The sequence below is a fragment of the Paracoccus sanguinis genome (assembly GCF_012689545.1).
Classification (GTDB): domain Bacteria; phylum Pseudomonadota; class Alphaproteobacteria; order Rhodobacterales; family Rhodobacteraceae; genus Paracoccus; species Paracoccus panacisoli.
Genome location: NZ_CP051542.1, coordinates 3,008,828 through 3,032,159, shown reverse-complemented (window position 1 = coordinate 3,032,159; position 23,332 = coordinate 3,008,828). Strand labels below are relative to the sequence as shown.

Below are 23,332 nucleotides of genomic sequence, written 5' to 3'. Positions count from 1 at the left end.
GACGCGCCGGATATTTGCCGACGAGCGCGGGTGCGGCGGTGCTCAGAACGGCCGCACCACGTTGCCGGAATAGAAGAACGCCCCCATCCCGACGACGAAAAGCACGTTGCCGGCGATGGCGTGGGCGACCCACGCGGCCGGGAACCCGCGCTGCTGGTAGAGGCGGGCGAAGATCAGCCCGCCCACGAAGGTCATCACCGCCACGACCGCCGACCAGTACATGAGGTGGGCAAAGGAAAACACCGCCGCGTTCACCAGCCGGGCGCTGCGCGCGCTGCCCATCAGGGGGGCGTAGCGGTGGAAGTAGAGGGCGCGGAAGATCAGCTCCTGCGGCAGCGCCGAGAGCAGCGGGTAGAAGATCAGGATGAACGGCACGAAGCGCAGCCACGCGCGCGAGGTGTTGATCTCGAACCCCGGATGGGTGGCTACCATGATCGCGTAGCCGGTCAGCCCCACGCCGAGGCCGAACAGCGCCATGCGGCCCCAGCGGATCCGGCGCCAGCCGCGGACGAGCTCGCGCCAGTCGAACTCTCCGGTCCACCAGATCAGCGCCAGCCCGGCGAGGGTGAAGCCGAAGAGCGCCGGGAACAGCCCGCGCGGCGGCAGGAACAGCGCCATGGCCAGCGGCGCGCCGATGAAGAGGACGAGGAACTCGGCCCAGCGTCCGGCGCGCTGCATGGGATCAGCGCTGCGACCGGGAGGCCACCCAGCGGTTCCACTGGGCGCGGCTGCCGGCAAAGGCGTTCAGATCGACGTTGCCGCCGAAGCCCGGGGACGTCCCCGTGCCGGTGTACTGCCAGAAGGTCCAGCGCTGGCCGGGATAGATCCGCGACGGGTGATCGGCGACCGAGCGTAGCCAGAACTCGGCCCTGACCTGCCCCAGCGCGTTGTCGTGGTAGAAGTCGACGGTGGTGTAGATGACCGGCCGCTGCCCGTAGTAATTGCCGACGATGGTCAGGAAGGTGTTGATCTCGCGGTGCACCTCGGCGGGGCTCGGGCGGAAGCGGCAGGTCCGCGACTGGTGGTTCCACTCGAGGTCCAGCACCGGCGGCAGCGCGCCGCGTTCACGCGGGACGTTGGCGATGAACCACGCCGCCTGCTCGGCGCCCGAGCGGCAGAAGTAGTAGAAGTGATAGGCGCCGCGCGGGATGCCGGCCTGCCCGGCCCCGGCCCAGTAGGTGCGGAACGCGGGGTCCGAGTGGTCAGCGCCCTCGGTCGCCTTGATGAAGGCAAAGCTGATCCCGGCCCGGCGGGCGGCGTGCCAGTCCACGTTGCCCTGATAGCGCGAGACGTCGACGCCGTGGACCTGGTGGTTGTAGGGGTGGCCCGAGGTCCAGACATGGGGCGCGCTGTCGCCGAGCGCGGGGACCGCGCCGCCGACGAAGCCGCCCTGCACCGACTGGCCCGAGCCGATGCTCGCGTCCGTCACCACGTGGCGCGTGCTGCTGCCCCCGCAGCCTGCCAGCGCCGTCACCGCCGCCAGCGCGACCGCCTTGATCCAGAGTTTCATGCGTCCCGCCTCGATCCCGTATTTCTTCTTTTGCCCGGGACTATTCCACAGCCCCGCGGCAAACGCCAAGCGGACCCGGCGGCGGCGGTCAGGCGGGGCCGTTCACGAAACCGTCAGCGGCCGCGCGGGGTCAGTTCATGTCGGGCACCATCTTGCCCGGGTTCATGATGTTGTTGGGGTCGAGCGCCCGCTTGATCGTGCCCATCACGGCCCAGGCGGGGCCGTGCTGCGCCTCCATCAGGTTCCGCTTGCCGACCCCGATGCCGTGCTCGCCGCTGATCGTGCCGCCCACGGCGAGCGCGCGGTGCGCCATCCGCTCGGCCACGCCCTTGGCAATGGCGATCTCGGCCTGGTTGCCGGGCTCGAGCAGCATCAGCACGTGGAAGTTGCCGTCGCCCACGTGCCCCACCACGTCCCCGATCAGCCCCGAGGCGTGCATGTCGGCCGAGGCCGCCGCCACCGCCGCCGGCAGCTCGGACATCGGCACGCAGATGTCGGTGCTGATCCCGGTAGCCCCGGGGCGCAGCTTCAGCGCCGCGTAATAGGAGGCATGGCGCGCCGCCCACAGCCGGTTGCGCTCTTCGAGGCTGGTGGCCCAGGCGAAGCCCGCGCCGTGATGCTCTTCGGCGATGGCGCCGAAGAGCTCCGCGTCGCGCTTGACCGCCTCGGGGGCGCCGTTGAACTCGACCATCAGATGCGGCTGCTCGGGGTAGTTCGAGCCGAGGTGCAGGTTTACCGCCCGCATCCCGAGCGCGTCCATGAACTCGATCCGCGCCATCGGCACGCCCATCTGCATGGTCTGCGCAACGCAGGTCACCGCGTCCTCGAGCGTCGGGAAGGCGCAGACGGCGGCGGCCACGTCCTCGGGCTGGCCGTGCAGGCGCAGCGTCAGCTCGGTGATGATCCCGAGCGTGCCCTCGGACCCGACGAGCAGCGCGGTCAGGTCATAGCCGGCCGAGGATTTCGCCGCCCGGCTGCCGGTGCGGATGATGGTGCCGTCGGCCAGCACCGCCTCGAGCCCGAGCACGTTCTGCCGCATGGTGCCATAGCGGACCGCGGTGGTGCCGCTGGCGCGGGTCGAGGCCATGCCGCCAAGGCTCGCGTTGGCGCCGGGATCGACGGGGAACATGAGGCCGGTGGCGCGCAGCTCGGTGTTCAGCGCCTCGCGGGTGACGCCGGGCTGGACCACGGCCAGCAGGTCGGCGGGGCGGATGTCAAGCACCCGGTCCATCCGCATCATGTCGAGGACCAGCCCGCCCCGCACCGCGAGCGCGTGCCCCTCGAGCGAGGTGCCGGTGCCCCAGCCGATCACCGGCACGCCGTGGGCGTTGCAGATCTTGAGGACGGCGGAGACCTCTTCGGTCGTCAGCGGCCAGGCGACGGCATCGGGCGGCGGCGCGCTGTGGAACGTCTCGGACGCGCCGTGCAGCGTGCGATCCGATTCGCCGGTGGACAGCCGGTCGCCCAGCACCGCGCGCAGTTCCGAGAGGATGTGATCGGCGATGGGCATGGCTGGGGTCCTCGGGCTCGAGCGGCAGGGGTAACGGCGCGCAGTCTTGCACCCGCGCGGGCCGAGCCTCAACCCCGGATGGCATACCAGATCGGGCGTTGTTTTGCCTCAAATACCCCTGCCCCGCGCCCCAGGCGCGGCGGCAGGCGGTCAGACCGTCAGATCGCCCAGCGGCGCCGTGGCTGCGGCCAGCCAGCCGCGCAAATCGGGGGGCAGCCGCGGCCCGCACTCGGCCGCGACGCGGGCGTGATAGGCGTCGAGCCAGGCGATCTCGGCCCGGCTCAGCATCCCCGGCTCGATCAGGCGCCGGTCGATGGGCACCAGCGTCAGCGTTTCGAACCCCAGAAGGTCGCGCCCGTCCGGGCCGGTCGCCGGCTCGACCGCGATCAGGTTCTCGAGGCGGATGCCCCATTCCCCCTCGCGGTAATACCCCGGCTCGTTCGAGAAGATCATCCCCGGCTCGAGCGGCAGTTCGGACCGGCGCGAGATCCTGAGCGGCCCCTCATGGACGCAGAGCGCCGCGCCGACGCCGTGCCCGGTGCCGTGGTCGAAATCCATCCCCGCCTGCCACAGCGGCGCGCGGGCCACCGCCTCGATGTCGCGCCCGGCGAGGCCGCGCGGAAAGCGCAGCCGCGACAGGCCGATCAGGCCCTGCAGGACGCGGGTATAGGCGTCGCGGGCGGCCTCGGGCGCGGGGCCGACGGCGACGGTGCGGGTGACGTCGGTCGTTCCCATCGGATACTGGCCGCCCGAATCGAGCAGCAGCAGCTCGCCCGACGCCACGGTGCGGTTGCTCGCCTCGGTCACGCGGTAATGCACGATGGCGCCGTTGGGCCCGGCGCCGCTGATCGTGTCGAAGCTGATGTCGATGGCCCCCGCCTCGCGGCGGAAGCCCTCGAGCGCGCGGACCACGTCGATCTCGGAGAAACGGCCGGGGGTCTGGGCGTCGATCCAGGCGAGCACGCGGACCATCGCCACCGCGTCGGCGAGATGGGCGTCGCGCATCCCCTGCAACTCGGCCGCGGTCTTGCGCGCCTTGGGCAGCGCCACCGGGTCGCGGTCCCGCACCACCGTCGCGCCCGCCGCCGTCAGCGCCGTGGCGACCGCCACCGGCGCGCTCTCGGGGTCGATCCGCACAGCGCCCCTCAGGGTCGACAGCGCGGCGGCGAAATCCTCGGGCGGCGCGATGGTGACGGCGTTGCCGAGCGCGGCGCGCACCTCGGGGGTGAACTTCTCGGGCGCGGCGAAGAGCTGCACGGCGCCGGTGTTGTCGATGATGGCGAAGCTCTGGACCACCGGGTTGCGGGGGATGTCGGCGCCCCGCAGGTTCAGCAGCCACGAGATGCTGTCGGGCAGCGTCAGCACCGCCGCCCCCTGCCCCGTGGCCTTCAGGTCAGCCGCCACCTGCGCCCGCCGCGCCTCGGCCGAGGCCCCGGCCAGCGCCTCGGGGTGCAGGCGCGCCGCGCCCACGGGCGGGGCCGGACGGTCGGTCCAGATTGAGTCGACGGGGTTCTCAATGGGGGTCAGCGTGACGCCGCTGCCCTCGAGCTTCGCGGTGAGCGCCTCGATCTCGGTCACGCCGTGCAGCCAGGGGTCGAACCCGACCACCCCGCCTTGCGGCAGCGCCGCGCGCAGCCACTCGGCGGCGCCGGTCTCGGGCCAGTTGACCGGGGTCAGCACCGCCGGATCGGTCTCGGCCCGGACCTGCACCCGGTAGCGGCCGTCGATGAAGACGCCCGCGCGGTCGGCGGTCACGACGGCGAAGCCGGCGCTGCCGGAGAACCCGGTCAGCCAGCGCAGCCGCGCGTCGCAGTCGGCGACGTATTCCCCCTGATGGGCGTCGGCGCGCGGCACCAGCACCGCGTCGAGGCCGCGCGCGGCCATCCACGCCCGCAGCGCGGCGATGCGCGGGGCGGCGTCCGTTGGCGCGCCGCCTGACTCGAAGCTCTGCCAGCCCATCCCGGCCCCCTCAGTTCGACGCCGCCGGACCCAGCAGCGGCGCCGGGTCCGAGGCCCAGCCGTGCCGCGATTGCCCGGTGGCGAGCCCGGCCCGATAGACGGTGTTCATGTAGACCGGATCGAACGGCAGCCCCTGCGGCAACCGCAGCGCCGGCGGCACCGCGGTCACGTGGAAGTCGAAGCCGTCGCGCCGGGCCAGCCGCTCCATCTCGGTGATGTCGACCAGCGACTGCGCCTTGATCATCGTGCTGAGGCTGCGCCCGGCGATGGCCAGCGCGTTCTGCGCCACCGTCTCCGGCTCAGGCGAGAGCTTCGAGTTCCGCACCACCCACATCCGCCGCGGCCCGCGGCGCGGCGGCAGCGTGACCTCGGGCGGATAGGCGAAGACCCCGCGGGTCACGCCGCCGTCCACGTGCATCTCCTGGAAGCGGTGGCCTTCGGCGACGACGTCGATGGCGACCGGCGGGAAGGCCGCGGGGATCGAGGCCGAGGCGAGCAGGATGGCGCGGATCAGGTCGACCCGGTCGGGCTGGCCCGAGGCCGCAATGCGGCCGATGTCCCAGATCACCTGACGCTGCGCGTCGAGGTTGGTCGTGCCGATCAGCAGCATCCGCCCCTTGCGCCGCTCGGCCGCGATCTCGTCCACCATCGCCGGGGTGACGATGGCGGCGATGCGGTCGCGCAAGGGCGAGCTGTCGCCGACCGACGGCGCCCCGGTCAGCACCTGCAGCGGTTTCAGCAGCACCACGTCCGAGCGCCGGGTCTGGGTGTAGGACCGTTTCAGCTCGTTGTCGTAGCGCGGGCCGAGGAACGCGAGCGGCGCGATCAGCGCCCCGGTCGAGACGCCGGTGACCATGTCGAACTCGGGCCGGTCGCCGCGCTGGGTCCAGCCGATCAGCAGCCCGGCGCCGAACGCCCCGCCGTCGCCGCCCCCCGACAGCGCGAGGATGTCCACCGCGTCGGTGCCCCGCAGCCGCGCCAGCGCCGCCGTGCCCAGCGAATCGGTCTGCGCGTCGCTGGGGCCGATGACGTTGCCATAGGCGCGGATGCGGCCGTAGCCGGGCGGCTCGGCCGTCAGCGTCACGGATGCGGGAACCGCGGGCAGGTGGCGCACCGGCCCGAGGTCGCAGGCGGCGGTCGAGAGTGCCGCGGCCAGCAGCACGAGTGTGCGGGCGGCCCGGCCCGCGCGGTTCGCTGTCGTCATCCGGTCCCGGCCCCTGCCTCTCATGCCCATCTTCACCCTCAGCGCCGCGCGCTGCCGGCCAGCGCCCGCGCGCGTTTCCGAGGGTCGCTTTCGAACAGCGCGGCGAGCTGTTCGGTGATCGCCCCCGCCAGCTGCTCGGCGTCGGTGATCGTCACCGCGCGCTGGTAATAGCGGGTCACGTCATGGCCGATGCCGATGGCGATCAGCTCGACCTGACGGCGCTTTTCCACCATCGCGATCACGTCGCGCAGGTGCTTTTCCAGGTAGTTCGCCGGGTTCACCGACAGCGTCGAATCATCGACCGGCGCCCCGTCCGAGATCACCATTAGGATCTTGCGCGCCTCGGTGCGCCGCACCATCCGGCGGTGCGCCCACTCCAGCGCCTCGCCGTCGATGTTCTCCTTCAAGAGCCCCTCTTTCATCATCAGCCCGAGGTTCGGGCGCACCCGCCGCCACGGCGCGTCGGCGGATTTGTAGATGATGTGGCGCAGGTCGTTGAGCCGCCCCGGCGTCGCCGGGCGCCCGGCCTTGAGCCACGCCTCGCGGCTCTGCCCGCCCTTCCAGGCGCGGGTGGTGAAGCCGAGGATCTCAACCTTGACCTGGCTGCGTTCGAGCGTGCGGGCCAAAACGTCGGCGCAGACCGCGGCGATCGAGATCGGCCGGCCCCGCATCGAGCCCGAGTTGTCGATCAGCAGCGTCACCACCGTGTCGCGGAACTCGGTGTCCTTCTCGACCTTGAAGCTGAGCGGCGTCGTCGGGTTCGCCACCACGCGGGCAAGGCGGCCGGCGTCGAGCACCCCTTCTTCCTTGTCGAACTCCCAGCTGCGGTTCTGCTGGGCCTGCAGGCGGCGTTGCAGCTTGTTGGCCAGCCGCGACACCGCGCCCTTCAGCGGTTCGAGCTGCTTGTCGAGATAGGCGCGCAGCCGCTCGAGCTCGGCCGGCTCGGCCAGATCCTCGGCCCGGATCTCCTCGTCGAAGGACTGGGTGAAGACCTTGTAGTCGGTCGAGGCCTCGCTGACCGGCGGCGGCAGCTCGGGCGGCATCTCGCTGTCCGGCATCTCGGCGTCTTCGACCAGCTCCTCCTCGGACTGGTCGTCGAGGCTGACCTGCGCCTGGCGCTCGTCCTCGGTCCGCTCCTGGCTGCGCTCGGGGCTGGCCTCGGTGTCCTCGCCCTCCTGCTCCTCGCGGGACTGGTTGTCGCCCGATTCGGGATCGGGCTCGGCGTTCTCGTCGGCCTCGTCCTGCTGGGGCTCGTCGGGGTCGTCGCCGAGCTGGTCGCCGTAGCCGAGTTCGGCGATCATCCGCCGGGCGAGCCGCGCGAAGGCCGCCTGATCGGCGAGCGCCGCGTTGACGTCGGCGAGCGCGCCGCCCGCCTGCTGCTCGACGAACGGGCGCCACAGGTCGGCGACGTGCTGGGCCGCGGGCGGCAGCGCCCGCCCCGTCGCGGCCTGCCGGACCAGATAGCCGGCCGCGGCGGCGAGCGGCGCGTCGGCGGCGGCGCGGATCTGGCCGTAGCCCTTGCGCTCGGCCTCGGCCCCGAGCCGCGCGTCGATGTTCGACAGCGCCCCGGGCATGTCGCGGGCCCCCAGCGCCTCGCAGCGCGCGGTCTCCATCGCCTCGTAGAGTTCGCGCGCCATCGGCCCGGCGGGGGCGTAGCGGGCGTGAGTGGCGTCGTCGTGGTGGCGCAGCCGCATGGCGAGCGCGTCGGCGGTGCCGCGGGCGAGCAGGATCTCCTCGCGCGTCATCCGGCGGCTGACCTGCGGCAGGCGCATGGTGTCGCCCGCGACGCCCGAGGGGTCGGCGGTGTAGGTGACGTTCAGCTCACGCTCGTCGGCCAGCGCGCGGGTGGCCTCGGCCAGCGCCTTCTTGAACGGATCGGCGGGGTTGTCGGCGGGTTTCATGGGGGTGTTGTGGGCCGTTCCGGGGCGGCTGTCCATATGGCGCGGCGGGCCGCGACGCGCCGGACCGGGGCGCTGCCACGGACCCCGGGGTATTTGGGCCGGAAAGAAACGATGCCGCGCCGGGCGACGTTGGGACGCGACGCCCGACCCGGAGGACCGCCCATGCGCCGCGCCGCTTTCTGCCTTCTGCTCACTACCCTCGCGCCGCTGCCGGCGTTGGCGGCGGACGCCTGCCGGGCGGCGTACGAGCGGGGCTTCACCGAGGGGGTGGCGGCGGTCAACGCGCAGTTGGGCGCCGTGACCGCGCAGATGCAGCGCGACGTGCAGGCGCAGGTGAACGCCCAGCTCGCGGCGCTGGACGCAAAGCGCAACGCCGAGCTGGAGGCCCGTCTGGCGGCGGCGCAGGGCGAGGCGCTGGCGGCGCAGGGGCCGGTGCAGGCCCGTGGGGAAGGCGGCGTGGCGGTGATGCCCGCCATGCCGAGCTTGCCGCCGCTGGTGCGGGCGCCGGGGGGCGGGATCGCGCCCGCGCGGCCGGACGGCACGTTGCCGGGGGCTGCGGCGACCGCGGACATGGCGGCGCGTGGGACGGCGGGGCTGCCGGACGATCCGGCGGCGCTGCCGGCCGGGACGACGATCACCATCTCGGACCCGCAGGCGCTGCCGCCCGAGCTTTACCGCGCGCTGGTCGACTTCACCCGCTGATCTCGCTGACCGCGACGCTCTGGCGCTGCATGGTGGCGTTGGTCATCGTGGTCAGGAACGCCACGTCGAGCGCGTCGCGGCCGACCGCGATCAGCGCCATCTGGTCGGCGTGGGCCATGCCCGTCGCGTCGATCAGGTGCCAGGCGCCGTCCAGAAAGACTTCGGTCACCGCATGGAAGTCGGGCGGCGTCACGCCGGGCGCGAAGACGCTGGCGATGCGCGCCGGGACCTGGGCCGCGCGGCAGAGGGTGATCATCAGATGGGCGTAGTCTCGGCAGACCCCCTGCCGGTCGATGAAGCTGTCGATGGCGGTGGTGTCGATGGTGCTCGACCCGCTGACATAGGTCAGGTGGCCGGCGATCCAGTCGCGGATCGCCGCGACCCGCGCGCCCCCGGTCAGCCCGCCGAACTGCTGGCCCGCGAAGGTCACGAAGCGATCCGAGGGGCAGTAGCGCGAGGGCAGCAGATAGCGCAGCGCGTCGCCCGGCAGCTGGTCGAAGGGCACGTCCGAGAGCGCCGCGAAGTCCGGGCGCGGGCGCGTCACCTCGAGCTCGGCGCGGTAGCTGCAGGTCAGGTGATCCGCGGCGCGGACCACGATCTTCTCGCCGATCCCCTCTTCGCCGGGGACCCGGGCGAAATGCTCGAGCGGGCCGAGGTCGATGTGGGCCTGCACGATCTCCTGCCCCAGCGCGCCGGCGGCCTCGATCGACAGGATGGCGGGGCCAGGCGCGCTCAGCGCGTAGTCGAGCGCGACGTCGATCGAAAGGCGCATGGCAGGTCCTGCTGAGGCTGGGGCGTGGCCGCCATCCCTACGCGGCGCCTGCGCCCCGGCAAGGGGGCGGGGCGCGCGACGTGGCGACGGATCGGGACGGTAGATGCCGGCTGCGCTCAGCCGGCGCGGGCTGCCGCGCTTTCGGGCAGTTCCTCGTCGAAGAGTCGCTGGTAGAACTCGGCCACCGTCTGGCGTTCCAGCTCGTCGCACTTGTTCAGGAAGGTCAGCCGGAAGGCATAGCCGACGCTGTCGAAGATGCGCGCGTTCTGCGCCCACGAGATCACGGTCCGCGGGCTCATCACCGTCGACAGGTCACCCTGCATGAAGGCGGTGCGCGTCAGGTCGGCCAGCGTCACCATCTGGGCCACGATCTTGCGGCCCTTCTCGGTGTTGTACTGCGGCACCTTGGCGATGACGATCGCGGTCTCGGCGTCGTGGCTGAGGTAGTTCAGCGTGGCGACCAGGTTCCAGCGGTCCATCTGGCCCTGGTTGATCTGCTGGGTGCCGTGATAGAGGCCGGTCGTGTCGCCCAGGCCCACCGTGTTGGCGGTCGCAAACAGGCGGAAATACGGGTTCGGGGTGATGACCTCGTTCTGGTCCAGCAGCGTCAGCTTGCCGTCCGCCTCGAGCACCCGCTGGATCACGAACATCACGTCCGCGCGCCCGGCGTCGTATTCGTCGAACACGATGGCGGTCGGGTTCCTGAGCGCCCAGGGCAGGATGCCCTCGTGGAACACGGTGACCTGCTTGCCGTCCACCAGCTTGATCGCGTCCTTGCCGATCAGGTCGATGCGGCTCACGTGGCTGTCGAGGTTGACGCGCACGCAGGGCCAGTTGAGGCGCGCGGCGACCTGCTCGATATGTGTGGATTTCCCGGTGCCGTGGTAGCCCTGGATCATCACCCGGCGGTTGTAGGCAAAGCCCGCGAGAATGGCGAGCGTGGTGTCGGGGTCGAACTTGTAGGTGCTGTCGAGGTCCGGCACGCGCTCGGTGCGCTCGGCGAAGCCCCTGACCTTGATGTCGCTGTCGATCCCGAAGACGTCGCGGACGTCGATCTCTTCGGTCGGTTTCGCGTGCATATCCAGATCGGCCATCGCTCGGTCCCCTTCGCCTGTCGAGCCGTGATGGAGCATCCGCGCCCGGGGTGCAAGGGACCGCGGGGGGCCTCGCCCGTCTGCGGCGCCTGCGGGGCCGGACGCTGCGGCGCTGCTGGCCCGGGCCGTGCGAACCGATTGACGCGTCCGGCGTTCACGGGCACCACCGGGGACTGAACCTAAGACGAGAGCACCGAGATGAGCGGACTGATCGCGCTTCTGGACGATGTGGCGGGGATCGCCAAGGTGGCCGCGGCCTCGGTCGACGACGTCGCGGGGATGTCGGCCAAGGCGACCGCCAAGGCGGCCGGCGCGGTGATCGACGACGCGGCGGTGACGCCGAAATACGTCCACGGCTTCGACGCCGACCGCGAGGTGCCGATCATCTGGCGCATCGCCAAGGGGTCGATCTTCAACAAGCTGGTGATCCTGTTGCCGGTGGCGCTGCTGCTGTCGGCCTTTGCGCCCTGGGCCATCGCGCCGCTGCTGATGGTCGGGGGCGCCTACCTCTGCTTCGAGGGGGCCGAGAAGGTGTGGCACGCGATCTCGGGCGGCCACGACGACCACGCGGAAATCGAGATCGACACCAGCGACCCCGCCCATCTGGAAGAAGAGAAGGTTGCGGGCGCGATCAAGACCGACTTCATCCTCTCGGCCGAGATCATGACCATCGCGTTGAACGAGGTGTCGCGGCTGGTGGTCGAGCAGGACATCCACGGCCCCGGCAAGTTCGCCATGGAGGCGGCGGCGTTGGCCTTCGTCGCCGTCATCATCACGGTCGGGGTTTATGGCTTCGTCGCGCTGATCGTGAAGGCCGACGACTACGGCGTGGCGCTGGTGCGGACCCGCTCGGGCTTCTGGGCCTCGGCCGGGCGGACGCTGGTGCGGGCGATGCCGGGGTTCATGAAGGTGCTGACGGTGATCGGCACCGCGGCGATGATCTGGGTCGGCGGCAACATCGTCATCCACGGGCTGCACGAGCTGGGCTATCACGCGCCCTACGACTTCATCCACGCCCAGGCTGAGCGTGCCGCCCATGCGGTGCCGGCGATGGCCGGGGCGGTGAGCTGGTTCGTCACCGCGCTGATCGACGGCATCTTCGGGCTGGCGCTGGGGCTGCTGCTCATCCCGCTGTCGAAAGCGGTGATCGCGCCGCTGTGGCGCGCCGGGCAGCGGGCGGTGGGCAAGGCCTGAGACAGGCAAGCGGCGGGCTTCCCCCCGCGACCGCGGCCTGATTTGGGCAATTGAGCCCAGAAAGACGCGGCGCGGGCGGTGTCGGCCCGCGCCGTTTCCGTCAGCGGCGGCTCAGACCCCGCGCGAGCGACGCACCCCAGAGCACCGTCAGACCGGCCGAGATCAGCGCGTTCCACGCCGCCATGCTGAGGCCGAGGAACACCCACGCCGGCTCGTCACAGCGCACGACCTGCGCGCCGCGGATGCGGCTCACGAGGTCCGCCGCGCTGATGGTCGAGAGATCGGCGACCCCGCCGGCGCACGCGCTCGGCCCCGCCCACCAGTGCAGCTCGACCCCGGTGTGGTAGAGCGCAAGCCCCGTGGCCACCGCCGCCGCGACCATCCCGAGGCCGGCCCAGAGCGGGCGGTATCCGGCCAGCAGCACCACCGCGCCAACCAGCAGCGCCGCAAGATGCGGCCAGCGCTGCAGCAGGCACAGCTCGCACGGGCGATAGCCCGCCGCCTGGAACCCGAGCGCAGCGAGCAGCAGCAGCCCCGAGGCGGCCGCGGCAGCAAGCGCCAGCGAGCGCGGGGCGAGGGGGTCGGTCATGGGAAGGCTCCGAAGGGAAAGGGGGATCAGTGCGGGCGCCAGGTGACGACGCGGTAGAGATAGACGAGCACCACCGCCGCCACGACGAGTTTCGAGACCGGGTCGATCACATCCGCGACACGCCCGTAGTTGGCCGAGAGCAGGAACCCGGCCGCGGTCAGCAGCCCGGTCCAGATCGCCGAGCCGAGCAGCGTCCAGGCGAGGAACCGCCCCCAGCCCATGCGCGCGATCCCGGCCGGGACCGAGATCAGCGTCCGCACCGCCGGGATCATCCGGCCGAGGAACACCGCCTTGCCGCCGTGCCGGTCGAACCACGCCTGCGCCCGGTCGATGTCGCCGGGCGAGACGGTCATCACCCGCCCCCAGCGCGCCGCCCACCGCTTGAGCCGGGGCGCCCCGACCCAGGCGCCGAGGACGAACCAGAAGCTCGTCCCGAGCGCCGAGCCCGCGATCCCCGCGATCAGCGTGGGCAGCAGCGCAAGCCGCCCCTCGGCCACCAGGTAGCCGGCCAGCGGCATGATCACCTCGGACGGGATCGGCGGAAAGATGTTCTCGAGCAGCATCAGCGCGAAGACGCCCGGATAGCCCCAGGACCCGATCACCGACACCACCCAGTCGAACATCCGCCTTGCCCTCGCCGTTTCTCGTGCCATGCGCGCGCGCCCCCCGGGGATCGGGGGCCGCTGCGCCCTGCCCGGCCTGCGCCCGGCGGGGCCAGAAACCCCGCCTTGCAGCAGCCGTCAACCCTGCGTAACCATTCGCCATCGACGCGCCCTGCCCCCGATCCGGCGGCGGCGCAGCCTTCTGGAGGACGACGCGAAATGGAATGGCGTGGCCGCCGCGGCAGCGGCAATATCGAGGACCGCCGCAGCATGGGCTCGGCCGGTGTCGGCGGCATCGGGCTCGTCGGGATGCTGGTCGTGCTCGCGGTGGGGTATTTCTTCGGCGTGGACATCTCGCCCCTCGTCGGCGGGATGGAGCAGGGGCAGCCGACCGAGCAGCGCCAGCTGACCGCCGAAGAGCAGGAGATGGGCCAGTTCGTCTCGGTCGTGCTGGCCGACACCGAAGAGGTGTGGACCGACGTGCTCGCCCGGCAGGCCAACATGGACTATCAGAAGCCCAGCCTCGTGCTGTTCTCGGGCGCGGTGCAGTCGGCCTGCGGCGGCGCCTCGGCGGCGATGGGCCCGTTCTACTGCCCGAACGACCGCAAGGTGTATCTCGACACCGACTTCTTCCGGGTGATGAAGGGCAAGATGGGCGCCGGCGGCGATTTCGCCTATGCCTATGTGATCGCCCACGAGATCGGCCACCATGTCCAGAACCAGATCGGCATCCTGTCGAAGGTGAACGAGATGCGCGCCCGGGCGTCCGAGGTGGACTCGAACCGCATCTCGGTGCTGACCGAGCTGCAGGCGGACTGCTTTGCCGGGATCTGGGCCCGGCAGGCGAGCGAGAAGTTCGGCACCATCGACCAGGGCGACATCGAAGAGGCGATCAACGCCGCCCGCGCCGTCGGCGACGACATCCTGATGGAAAAGGCCGGCCGCGCGCCGATGCCCGACTCGTTCACCCACGGCTCGGCGGCCGAGCGGTCCGAGTGGCTACAGCGCGGGCTGGCCTCGGGCGACCTTCGCCAGTGCAACAGCTTCGCCGAGGCGGGTCTCTGACACCGTAGCCGCGCCAGACGCGACCACGCCGCGCCGCGCCCCACCCCGGGGCGCGGCGCTTGCGCTTTCCAACCTGCCGCACACCCCTCGGGCGGGATTGAAGACCCGGGTTTGTTGAACCTAGCGGCGGTGGGTGATAGACCGCACATCAACAACATATCGAAGGCGCACCCGTGGCCGACACCCCCGAAGACCTGCCCGAAGACCTGCCCCCCGAGGACCAGACCGACGCCGCGACCGACGCGGGCGGCGAGGATGCCGCGTCCGGGGGGGCCGGGGCGCTCGTCATGCCCCATGACGGGCCGACCATCGACATCGCCGAAGAGATGCGCTCGTCCTATCTCGACTACGCGATGTCGGTCATCGTCAGCCGGGCGATCCCGGACCTGCGCGACGGGCTGAAGCCGGTTCACCGCCGCATCCTCTTCGCGATGGACGAGACCGGGAACACCCACGACAAGCCCTATCGCAAGTCGGCGCGGCCCGTGGGCGACGTGATGGGGAAATACCACCCGCACGGCGACAGCGCGATCTATGACGCGCTCGTCAGGATGGCGCAGGACTTCTCGATGTCGCTGCCGCTGCTGGACGGGCAGGGCAACTTCGGCTCGATGGACGGCGATGCGGCCGCGGCGATGCGCTATACCGAGGTGCGCATGGCCAAGGCCGCCAACTGGCTGCTCATGGACATCGACAAGGACACGGTCGAGTTCCAGGACAACTACGACGGCAAGGACCGCGAGCCGACTGTGCTGCCGGCGCGGTTCCCCAACATGCTCGTCAACGGCGCCGGCGGCATCGCCGTCGGCATGGCGACCAACATCCCGCCCCATAACCTGGGCGAGATCGTCGACGCCACGCTGGCGCTGATCGAGAACCCGGACCTGCCGACCGAGCGGCTGCTCGAGATCGTCCCCGGCCCCGACTTCCCGACCGGCGGCATGGTTCTCGGCCGCTCGGGGGTCCGCAAGGCCTATCTCGAGGGGCGCGGCTCGATCGTGGTGCGCGCCCGCACCCGGGTCGAGACGCTGCGCGCCGGCCGCGAGGCCATCGTGCTGGACGACGTGCCCTATCAGGTCAACAAGGCCACGCTGATCGAGCGCATCGCCGAGCTGGCCAAGGAAAAGAAGGTCGAGGGCATCGCCCACGTCCAGGACGAATCCGACCGCCACGGCGTCCGAGTCGTCATCGAGCTCAAGCGCGACGCGACGGCCGAGGTGGTGCTGAACCAGCTCTACCGCTTCACCCCCATGCAGACCTCGTTCGGGGCCAACATGCTGGCGCTGAACGGCGGCCGGCCCGAGCAGCTCACCCTGCGGGATTTCCTCACCCACTTCATCGCCTTCCGCGAAGAGGTGGTGGCACGCCGCACCGCGTTCGAGCTGCGCAAGGCGCGCGAGCGCAGCCACATCCTCTGCGGTCTGGCCGTGGCGGTGTCGAACGTGGACGAGGTCGTGGCGACGATCCGCGCCTCGAAGGATGCGGCCGAGGCCCGTGACCGGCTGATGGAGCGGCGCTGGCCCGCGCACGACATCCTCGAATACCTCAGGCTGATCGACGACCCGCTGCACCCGGTGAACGACGACGGCACCTACAACCTGTCCGAGACGCAGGCCAAGGCGATCCTCGAGCTGCGCCTGCAACGCCTGACCCAGCTCGGCGTGCAGGAGGTGACGGACGAGCTGAAGGCGCTGGCCGACGCGATCCGCGACTACCTCGCCATTCTCGCCAGCCGCGCCCGGATCATGGAGATCATCTCGGCCGAGCTGACCGAGGCCAAGACGCTGTTCGCCGTGCCGCGCCGGACCGAGATCGTGGACTGGGCGGGCGATCTGGACGACGAGGACCTGATCGAGCGCGAGGACATGGTCGTGACCATCACCTCGGGCGGCTACATCAAGCGCACCCCCCTGTCCGAGTTCCGCAGCCAGCGGCGCGGCGGCAAGGGGCTGTCGTCTATGGCCACCAAGGAAGACGACGTGGTGACGACGCTGTTCGTCGCCAACACCCACACCGAACTGCTGTTCTTCACCACCGACGGGATGGTCTACCGGCTCAAGACGTGGCGGCTGCCCTTGGGCGGGCGGACCGCGCGCGGCAAGGCGCTGGTCAACATCCTGCCGATCGACGGCGGCACCTCGATCGCAGCGCTGCTGCCGATGGATGCGCCCGAGGCCGAGTGGGACGACTATCAGGTGATCTTCGCCACCGACGGCGGCGAGGTGCGGCGCAACGCGCTGTCGGACTTCACGAACATCATGCGCAACGGCAAGATCGCCATGAAGCTGCCCGAGGGCGTGAGCCTGATCGGCGTCCGCATGGCGACCGATGGCGACGACGTGATGCTGGTGACGGCCAAGGGCCGGGCGATCCGCTTTGCCGCGACCGACGTGCGGGTGTTCCAGTCCCGCGGCTCGACCGGCGTGCGCGGCATCCGGCTGGCCGAGGGCGACCGTGTGGTGTCGATGTCGGTGATCCGCCACTTCGAGGCCGACCCGGCCGAGCGCGCGGCCTACCTCAAGATGCGCCGCGCGGTGGCCGGCGCGCTTGATGACGGGGCCGAGGCGGACGAGGACGATGAGGCCGCCGAGGGCACGACCGAGGGCGCGATCACGCAGGAGCGCTATGCCGAAATGTCGGCCGCCGAGGACCTGATCCTGACGGTGACGGCGCAGGGGGCGGGCAAGATCAGCTCGAGCCACGGCTACCCGCTGCGCGGCCGCGGCGGTCAGGGCGTGATGGCGATGGACCGTGCGATGCGCGGCGGCGATCTGGTGGCGAGCTTCCCGGTCGAGCCGGGCGACCAGATCATGCTGGCGACCTCGACCGGCCAGTCGATCCGGGTGCCGGTGGACGGCATCAGCTTCCGCTCGCGCACCGCGGGCGGGGTGCGGGTGTTCAACACCGCGGGCTCGGAAACCGTCGTCTCGGTCGCCCGGGTGGCCGATCAGGGCGACGAGGCCGAGGACGAGGCGGGCGGCGAGGGCTGATCAGGGGGCGTTCTCGGGCGGGCTTGGGGCTGCGCCTGAGAGGCTGCCGCATGGTGAGCGTGTTCGGTCGATGGCGCCTTTGCCCGGACAGGGTGGCGACGCAAGCGTGAGGCCGGCACGGAGGGCTGACGGGCCCCGCGTCCGCCGGGAGACGCGCCGCGCCGGGGGTATCGCCACGTTGGCGTGTGCGGTCACTGAAGCCGCTCTCCTCCAACGTCGCCAACGTTCTGAGGCGACGCCGGTAAGGTCGCCCAATCCCCCGGCAAGGCCCCAGATCACCCCATAAGCCCCTGCCGCTAAGCCGTGAGCCCCCCTCCCCGCTCACCCCGCCAGCAGCTCCAGCGCGGCGGCGTGCAGCTCGGGCGTGGCGGCCGCGATCACCCGGCCGCCGTGGTGGGCCGGGCCACCCTGCCAGTCTGTAACGATCCCGCCCGCCGCCTCGACCACCGCGATGGGCGCCACGATGTCATAGGGCTGCAGCCCCGCCTCAATCACCAGATCGACGCAGCCGAGCGCCAGCAGCCCGTAGGCGTAGCAGTCGAGCCCGTAGCGCGTCAGCCGCACCGCCCCCGCCACCCGGCGGAAGGCGGCGCCATCCTCGGGCGTGCCGACCTCGGGGAAGGTCGTCATCAGCGTCGCCTGCGCCAGCGCCACGCCGCGCCGCACGCCGAGCGGCGCGGGGCCGTGCGGCGAGGCGATAGCGGCGGCCCCGAGACCGCCCTCGAACCGCTCGCCCGTCCAGGGCTGGTCGATGATGCCGTAGATTGGCCCCTGCGCATCGGTCACCCCGATGAGCACCCCCCAGCTCGGCGCGCCGCAGAGATAGGCGCGGGTGCCGTCGATCGGATCCAGCACCCAAGTCAGGCCGCTGGTGCCGGGCGTCGGGCCGTACTCCTCGCCCACGATGGCGTCGTCTGGCCGCCGCGCGGCGAGGATCGCGCGCATGGCGCGTTCCGAGGCGCGGTCGGCCTCGGTCACCGGGTCGAACCCGGTGGCCAGCTTGTTGTCGGGGGAGAGCGCCGGGCTGCGGAAGAGCCGCAGGGTCTCGGCGCGCGCGGCATCGGCCATGGCGGCGGCGGTCTCGCGCAGCGCGCGGGCCAGATCGGCGTCGGGCGCGCGGCGCAGTCTGTCGGGATCGGTCATCGGCGCGGCCTTCCGGGCAGGGTCGGTTCAGCCGCGAGACTTAGCCGACCGCCCGCCCCCGCGCCACCCGGCGCCGTCGCCGCCGTGTCCGTGGCCGTCAGGCCGACAGCGAGGTCGGGTTGGCGCTGACCGACAGCACCCGGGCCAGTTCGAAGATCTGCCGGCGCTGCGGCTCGGGGATGCTGTAATAGGCGCGGATCAGCTGCAGCGCCTCCTTGTCCGAGATCAGGTCGAACTCGGCCGGCGACGCGCCGTCCAACCCCTCGAAGAAGAAGGCCACGGGCACGTCCATCGCCTGGGCGATGTCCCACAGCCGCGAGGCCGAGACGCGGTTCATGCCGGTCTCGTATTTCTGGATCTGCTGGAACTTGATGCCGACAGAATCGGCGAGTTGCTGCTGAGTCATGCCGATCGTCCAGCGGCGATGCCGGATCCTCTGGCCGACGTGCACATCGACAACGTGTTTCATCGTGAACCTCGTGCAAGTGATACGGGAAATAACGCTGCGAAACGCAATCTGCGAGAATAATCGCATGACAAACAGGGACCTCTGCCTAAAAAGACAGGTCCGGCGGGCCTGACCGAGGGGCGCCGCGACGAGGGGGAATGACATGGACCGGATGATCCGAATCAACGCCACGGGCGAGGGGCCGACGCTTGTGACAGGGGCGGGGGCGGCGCGCCCCGCGCCGGGCCCGGGCGAGGTCGTCGTGCGGCTGCATGCAGCGGCGCTGAACTTTGCCGACCTGCTGATGGCCGAGGGGCGCTATCAGGACACCCCGCCGGTGCCCTTCACCGCCGGGCTCGAGGGCGCGGGCGTGGTCGAGGCGGCAGGTCCGGGCGTCACCCTCGCCCCCGGCACGCGGGTGGCGGTCAGCGCGCACGGCACGCTCGCCGACCGCGGCGTGTTCGCCGCCGACCGCTGCACCCCGATCCCCGACGCCATGCCGATGGAGGACGCGGCCGGCTTTCAGGTCGCCTACGGCACCAGCCACCTCGCCCTGACCGGGCCGGGACGGCTGGCAGCGGGCGAGACGGTCGCGGTGCTGGGCGCAGGCGGCGGGGTCGGGTTGACGGCGGTAGAGATCGCCGCCGTCTCGGGCGCCCGCGTAATCGCCATCGCGCGCGGCGCCGACAAGCTGGAGGCCGCCGCACGCGCAGGGGCGACCGAGCTGATCGACAGCGCCGAGGTCGAGGACCTGACCGCGACGCTCAAGGCGCTCGGCGGGGTGGACATCGTCTATGACGCCGTGGGCGACGCGCCGGGGCTGGCGGCGTTCCGGGCGCTGCGTCCGGGCGGGCGGCACCTGCTGATCGGCTTTGCCGGCGGGCGACCGCCCGCGCTGCCGCTCAACCATGCGCTGGTCAAGAACATCTCGATCATCGGCTTCTACTGGGGCGGCTACCGCATCACCGATCCCGCCGCCCTGCGCGCCAGCCTCGACGCGGCCTTCGCGCTTTATGCCGCGGGTCGCCTGCGCCCGACCACCGGCACCGTCCTGCCGCTCGAGGAGGCCGCCGCCGGCTACGCGCTGCTGCGCGGCCGCGGCGCGGTGGGCAAGGTCGTGCTCTCCATCGCGCCCGAGCCGGGCCGGGCGTGACGCCCCCCCGCGGCACGCCGAAGGGGGCCGTTTTTCGCCGCCCGGCGGTTGAAAACCCGCGGTGCGGCCACGATATTTCCGGGACAGTCCGCCTTGGCGCGGGCTGCAGAGCTTACTCGATCAAGGAACGACGATGGCAGACTACAACACGATCCGCCGCCCGGCCACGACGGCCCCCCGTGCTGCGGTCTATGACGAAGGCCTGCGGGCCTACATGAACAAGGTCTACAGCCTGATGACGGCCGGCATGGCGGTCAGCGCGGCTGTCGCCTGGGGCTTCGCCGAGATGGCCGGCGGCCCGGGCGCCTGGACCGAGTTCGGGCGGGTGATCTACCAGTCGCCGGTGCGCTGGGTGATCATGTTCCTGCCCCTCCTGATGGTGTTCGCGTTCGGCGCGGCGCTGAACCGGCTGTCCACGCAGGGCGCCACGCTGATGTTCTATGCCTTCGCCGCGGCGATGGGCGCCTCGCTCAGCTCGATCTTCCTGCGCTACACCGATGCGTCGATCGTGACGACGTTCCTCGCCACCGCGGGCGGGTTCGCGGCGCTGTCGCTCTATGGCTACACGACCAAGCGCGACCTGACGGCGATGGGGCGGTTCCTGATCATCGGTCTCGTTGGCCTAATCATCGCGATGATCGTCAACATCTTCGTCGGCTCGGGCGCGGTCGCGTTCGCGATCTCGACCATCGGCGTGCTGATCTTCGCGGGCCTGACCGCCTATGACACCCAGCGGATCAAGAACACCTACCTTGAGCTTGCCGCGTCCAACAGCGACTTCATCGGCAAGTCGGCGATCATGGGTGCGCTGACGCTGTACCTGGACTTCCTGAACCTCTTCACCTTCCTGCTGAGCTTCATGGGCCAGCAGGAGTGATCCTCAGGCACTGAGTTGACGGGGGCCGGCGGAAACGCCGGCCCTTTTCGTTTGGGCCTTGGAGAGGCCTGAGGAGCCAGCGGCGGGAGCCAGCGGTCACTGGTCAGGCTGGCTCACCCTGCTGGGCCCTGAGAGGGCCGATCCAGTCCCGGAGCGCGAAAGCGGTCACCAGCATCGCCTCGATTTCCTCGATGGCCGCCTCGATCTGCTCGTGATCGGCATCGGCGCAGGATGCAGGTGACCCGCCTCGTCCTTGACGAAATGAAGGTTCATCATCTCCGACCGACCCTCGACTTTGAACCACGCCCCGTGGACCGCCCGGTTCCGGTAATCGACCCGCTCTTCCACGCGGTGGCAGAAGATGGACACGTCAGCAGCCAAGTCAGCGGGCAGGTCTTTGGTCATCGCCCTTACAGCGCGAAGCAAGGTCTTCCTGCTCTTTCGCGCCTTGATCTCCTCTTGGATGAAGAGACGCGATTGGAAGCCGGGCAGCATTTCGTGAAGCGTATGCTCGATATGGCCGGCCACGACGACGTAGTACCCAAGCCGGGCAAAGAACTCGGGCGGAAGTCCGAAAGGCTCAGTCATCGCCGCTCCAGCAACGTCAGCCGTGTGTCTGAAATCTTTGGGAAAAGTGGCAGCCCGTAGGGGAGTCGAACCCCTCTTTTCAGGTTGAAAACCTGACGTCCTAACCGATAGACGAACGGGCCACCGTGGCGCCTCTCAGCGTCTGCTGCGCGGCGTGGAGCGGTGTTTAGGCGACCCTGCCGGGGGCCGCAAGCAGAAAATGATCCCCTCGGCGATCTTTCCTCTCGGCCCCGCCCCGCCCGGGGGGCGGGCCGCCCTGCCCCGCGCCTCAGGCCGCCGGCGCGGCGTCGTCCAGACGCAGCCGCACCCGCCGCCGCCCGCCCCAGACCGACAGGTCGAGCCGCCCGGCCAGGTGAAACCGCCGCCCGTGCGCGCCGAGCAGCGCGGGGCCCAGCGGGCCCTGCATCGCCCCCCAGCCAACCGCGTCGAGCGCCGGCGCGCCGGGGCTGCGGGCGCGCAGGCGCAGGTGGCCGTCGCCCATCGTCTCGACCCGCTCGAGGATCACGTCGGCCAGCGCAAACCGCGGCGCCGGCGCCGCCGCCCCGAACGGCCCGGCGCGGTCCAGCGCTTCGAGCAGATCGACGGTGGCGAAGGCCGGGTCGAGCAGCCCCGAGATCCGCAGCCGCCCGGCCTCGGCCCGCCCCGCGAGCGCCGGGGCCAGCAGCTCGGACAGCCGCGCCATCGCTGCGGGAATCGCCGCCTCGGCCACCGTCAGTCCGGCGGCCATCGCGTGCCCGCCGCCCTTCTCGATCAGCCCTTCCGCGGCCAGCCGCTGCACCGCGCGGCCGATGTCGACGCCGGGGACCGAGCGGGCCGAGCCCTTCCCCACCCCGCCCGCCACGCCGATCACAACCGAGGGCAGGCCGCTCGCCTCTTTCAGCCGGGCGGCGACGATGCCGACGACGCCCGGATGCCAGCCCGCGCCGGCCGCCCAGGCGAGGCTCGCGTCGCCGCGCGCCTCGGCCTGCGCCACGGCCTCGGCCCGCACCCCGGCCTCGATCGCGCGGCGGTCCTGGTTCAGCGCGTCGAGCTCGGCGGCGAGCCGCGCGGCCTCAGACGGGTCGCCGCAGCTCAGGCACAGCGCGCCCAGGTCGGCGCGACCGACCCGGCCGCCCGCGTTGATCCGCGGCCCGAGCAGGAAGCCGAGGTGGAAGGCCGAGGGCGGCCCGTCGAGCCGCGCGGCATCGGCCAGCGCCACCAGCCCGGGCCGCTCGCGCCGGGCCATGATGGCGAGGCCCTGCCGCACGAAGGCGCGGTTCACCCCGATGAGCGGCGCCACGTCGGCCACCGTCGCCAGCGCCACCAGATCGAGCAGCGGGATCAGCGCGGGCTCGGCCAGCCCCCGCGCCCGCAGGCCGCGGTTCGCCTGCACCAGCGTCAGGAACACCACCCCCGCGGCGCAGAGATGGCCGAGGCTGCCGTCCTCGTCGGCCCGGTTGGGGTTCACGACGGCCAGCGCCGGGGGCAGCGTCTCGCCGCCCTGGTGGTGGTCGAGGACGATGACCTCGGCCCGCCCCGCGGCGGCGAGCGCCTCGTGGCTCAGCGTCCCGCAGTCGACGCAGACGATCAGGTCATGGGCCGCCCCCAGCGCCGCGATGGCGGGGGCGTTGGGGCCGTAGCCCTCGTCGATCCGGTCGGGGATGTAGAGCGTCGCATCCCGCCCCTGGGCGCGCAGCCAGGCGAGGATCAGCGCCGCCGACGCGCCGCCATCCACGTCGTAATCGGCAAAGACCGCGATCCGCTCGCCGCCCACCGCCGCGGCCACCAGCCGCTCGGCCGCCACGCCCATGTCGCGTAAGGACAGCGGGTCGGGCAGCAGGTCGCGCAGCTTGGGTTCCAGATAGCCGCCCGCCGCCTCGGGCGCGACGCCGCGCGCGGCGAGGATGCGGGCCACCGGCAGCGGCAGGGCGGCGGCTTGCGCCAGCCCCTCGGCCAGCCGTTCTTCAGCGGGATCGGGGCCCGCCCAGCGGCGGCCGGTCAGCGACGCCTCGACATTCAGGAATGCGGTCATGGCGCGCTTGTCGCCAAGGC

At 71.5% G+C, this 23,332-nt stretch carries 20 protein-coding genes and 1 tRNA gene; 7 read left to right on the top strand and 14 right to left on the bottom strand.

Annotated elements, in window-relative coordinates; genetic code table 11:
- Positions 1–42: 42 nt before the first annotated feature.
- The 6 genes from HGN31_RS14540 to cobT form a co-directional block, all read right to left on the bottom strand.
- Positions 43–678: a CPBP family glutamic-type intramembrane protease gene (locus tag HGN31_RS14540; RefSeq protein WP_168783666.1), complete on the bottom strand. Its 636-nt coding sequence runs from the start codon at positions 676–678 to the stop codon at positions 43–45.
- Positions 679–682: 4 nt separating this feature from the next.
- The gene (locus HGN31_RS14535) at positions 683–1,510 is read right to left on the bottom strand and encodes a glycoside hydrolase family 25 protein (RefSeq protein WP_168783665.1); all 828 of its coding nucleotides are present in this window, start codon (positions 1,508–1,510) and stop codon (positions 683–685) included.
- A gap of 130 nt (positions 1,511–1,640) precedes the next feature.
- Positions 1,641–3,020 carry an FAD-binding oxidoreductase gene (locus tag HGN31_RS14530; RefSeq protein WP_168783664.1) on the bottom strand — a complete coding sequence of 460 codons (1,380 nt, stop codon included), beginning with the start codon at positions 3,018–3,020 and terminating at the stop codon, positions 1,641–1,643.
- Positions 3,021–3,170: 150 nt separating this feature from the next.
- The gene (locus HGN31_RS14525; RefSeq protein WP_168783663.1) at positions 3,171–4,979 is read right to left on the bottom strand and encodes an aminopeptidase P family protein; all 1,809 of its coding nucleotides are present in this window, start codon (positions 4,977–4,979) and stop codon (positions 3,171–3,173) included.
- Positions 4,980–4,989: 10 nt separating this feature from the next.
- Positions 4,990–6,183, bottom strand: a complete 1,194-nt coding sequence (locus tag HGN31_RS14520) for a patatin-like phospholipase family protein (RefSeq protein ID WP_168783662.1) — start codon at positions 6,181–6,183, stop codon at positions 4,990–4,992.
- A 38-nt stretch (positions 6,184–6,221) separates the two neighbouring features.
- Positions 6,222–8,084 carry a cobaltochelatase subunit CobT gene (cobT, locus tag HGN31_RS14515; RefSeq protein ID WP_168783661.1) on the bottom strand — a complete coding sequence of 621 codons (1,863 nt, stop codon included), beginning with the start codon at positions 8,082–8,084 and terminating at the stop codon, positions 6,222–6,224.
- Between the two features lie 162 nt (positions 8,085–8,246).
- On the opposite strand from cobT, the gene HGN31_RS14510 reads away from it, so the two are divergent.
- Positions 8,247–8,786, top strand: a complete 540-nt coding sequence (locus tag HGN31_RS14510) for a hypothetical protein (protein ID WP_168783660.1) — start codon at positions 8,247–8,249, stop codon at positions 8,784–8,786.
- On the opposite strand, the gene HGN31_RS14505 is transcribed toward HGN31_RS14510, so the two are convergent.
- On the bottom strand, positions 8,776–9,558 hold the full coding sequence (locus tag HGN31_RS14505) for a transglutaminase-like domain-containing protein (RefSeq protein WP_168783659.1): 783 nt from the start codon (positions 9,556–9,558) through the stop codon (positions 8,776–8,778). The genes HGN31_RS14510 and HGN31_RS14505 overlap by 11 nt on opposite strands.
- A gap of 116 nt (positions 9,559–9,674) precedes the next feature.
- The gene (gene cobS / locus HGN31_RS14500) at positions 9,675–10,652 is read right to left on the bottom strand and encodes a cobaltochelatase subunit CobS (protein WP_036709607.1); all 978 of its coding nucleotides are present in this window, start codon (positions 10,650–10,652) and stop codon (positions 9,675–9,677) included.
- A 198-nt stretch (positions 10,653–10,850) separates the two neighbouring features.
- On the opposite strand from cobS, the gene HGN31_RS14495 reads away from it, so the two are divergent.
- Positions 10,851–11,846 carry a DUF808 domain-containing protein gene (locus HGN31_RS14495; RefSeq protein ID WP_036732010.1) on the top strand — a complete coding sequence of 332 codons (996 nt, stop codon included), beginning with the start codon at positions 10,851–10,853 and terminating at the stop codon, positions 11,844–11,846.
- Between the two features lie 100 nt (positions 11,847–11,946).
- Here HGN31_RS14495 and HGN31_RS14490 read toward each other — a convergent pair whose 3' ends face one another.
- Positions 11,947–12,435: a disulfide bond formation protein B gene (locus tag HGN31_RS14490; RefSeq protein WP_036732013.1), complete on the bottom strand. Its 489-nt coding sequence runs from the start codon at positions 12,433–12,435 to the stop codon at positions 11,947–11,949.
- A gap of 26 nt (positions 12,436–12,461) precedes the next feature.
- Positions 12,462–13,058 (bottom strand): DedA family protein, encoded by a 597-nt coding sequence (locus HGN31_RS14485; protein WP_036709614.1) that lies wholly within the window; start codon positions 13,056–13,058, stop codon positions 12,462–12,464.
- Between the two features lie 198 nt (positions 13,059–13,256).
- Here HGN31_RS14485 and ypfJ point away from each other — a divergent pair, with 198 nt between their 5' ends.
- Positions 13,257–14,102: a KPN_02809 family neutral zinc metallopeptidase gene (gene ypfJ / locus HGN31_RS14480; protein ID WP_036732016.1), complete on the top strand. Its 846-nt coding sequence runs from the start codon at positions 13,257–13,259 to the stop codon at positions 14,100–14,102.
- A gap of 287 nt (positions 14,103–14,389) precedes the next feature.
- Complete coding sequence (gyrA, locus tag HGN31_RS14475; protein ID WP_168783963.1) at positions 14,390–17,092, top strand: DNA gyrase subunit A; 2,703 nt, start codon at positions 14,390–14,392, stop codon at positions 17,090–17,092.
- A gap of 321 nt (positions 17,093–17,413) precedes the next feature.
- Here the strand turns inward: gyrA and HGN31_RS14470 are convergent, their stop codons facing one another.
- The gene (locus HGN31_RS14470) at positions 17,414–18,235 is read right to left on the bottom strand and encodes an inositol monophosphatase family protein (RefSeq protein ID WP_168783658.1); all 822 of its coding nucleotides are present in this window, start codon (positions 18,233–18,235) and stop codon (positions 17,414–17,416) included.
- 97 nt (positions 18,236–18,332) lie between these two features.
- Entirely contained in the window at positions 18,333–18,704 is a 372-nt protein-coding gene (locus HGN31_RS14465; protein WP_168783657.1) for a helix-turn-helix domain-containing protein, read from the bottom strand.
- Between the two features lie 151 nt (positions 18,705–18,855).
- Here HGN31_RS14465 and HGN31_RS14460 point away from each other — a divergent pair, with 151 nt between their 5' ends.
- The 3 genes from HGN31_RS14460 (at position 18,856) to HGN31_RS14450 (ending at position 21,361) form a co-directional block, all read left to right on the top strand.
- Positions 18,856–19,836 (top strand): NADPH:quinone oxidoreductase family protein, encoded by a 981-nt coding sequence (locus HGN31_RS14460; protein WP_168783656.1) that lies wholly within the window; start codon positions 18,856–18,858, stop codon positions 19,834–19,836.
- Between the two features lie 133 nt (positions 19,837–19,969).
- Positions 19,970–20,713 (top strand): Bax inhibitor-1/YccA family protein, encoded by a 744-nt coding sequence (locus HGN31_RS14455; RefSeq protein ID WP_036712627.1) that lies wholly within the window; start codon positions 19,970–19,972, stop codon positions 20,711–20,713.
- Between the two features lie 237 nt (positions 20,714–20,950).
- On the top strand, positions 20,951–21,361 hold the full coding sequence (locus HGN31_RS14450; RefSeq protein ID WP_139305879.1) for a hypothetical protein: 411 nt from the start codon (positions 20,951–20,953) through the stop codon (positions 21,359–21,361).
- On the opposite strand, the gene HGN31_RS14445 is transcribed toward HGN31_RS14450, so the two are convergent.
- Positions 21,349–21,423, bottom strand: a tRNA-Glu gene (locus HGN31_RS14445). The two genes, HGN31_RS14450 and HGN31_RS14445, sit on opposite strands and share 13 nt — an antisense overlap.
- Positions 21,424–21,569: 146 nt before the next feature.
- Complete coding sequence (gene recJ / locus HGN31_RS14440) at positions 21,570–23,312, bottom strand: single-stranded-DNA-specific exonuclease RecJ (RefSeq protein WP_036732022.1); 1,743 nt, start codon at positions 23,310–23,312, stop codon at positions 21,570–21,572.
- Between the last annotated feature and the right edge of the window lie 20 nt (positions 23,313–23,332).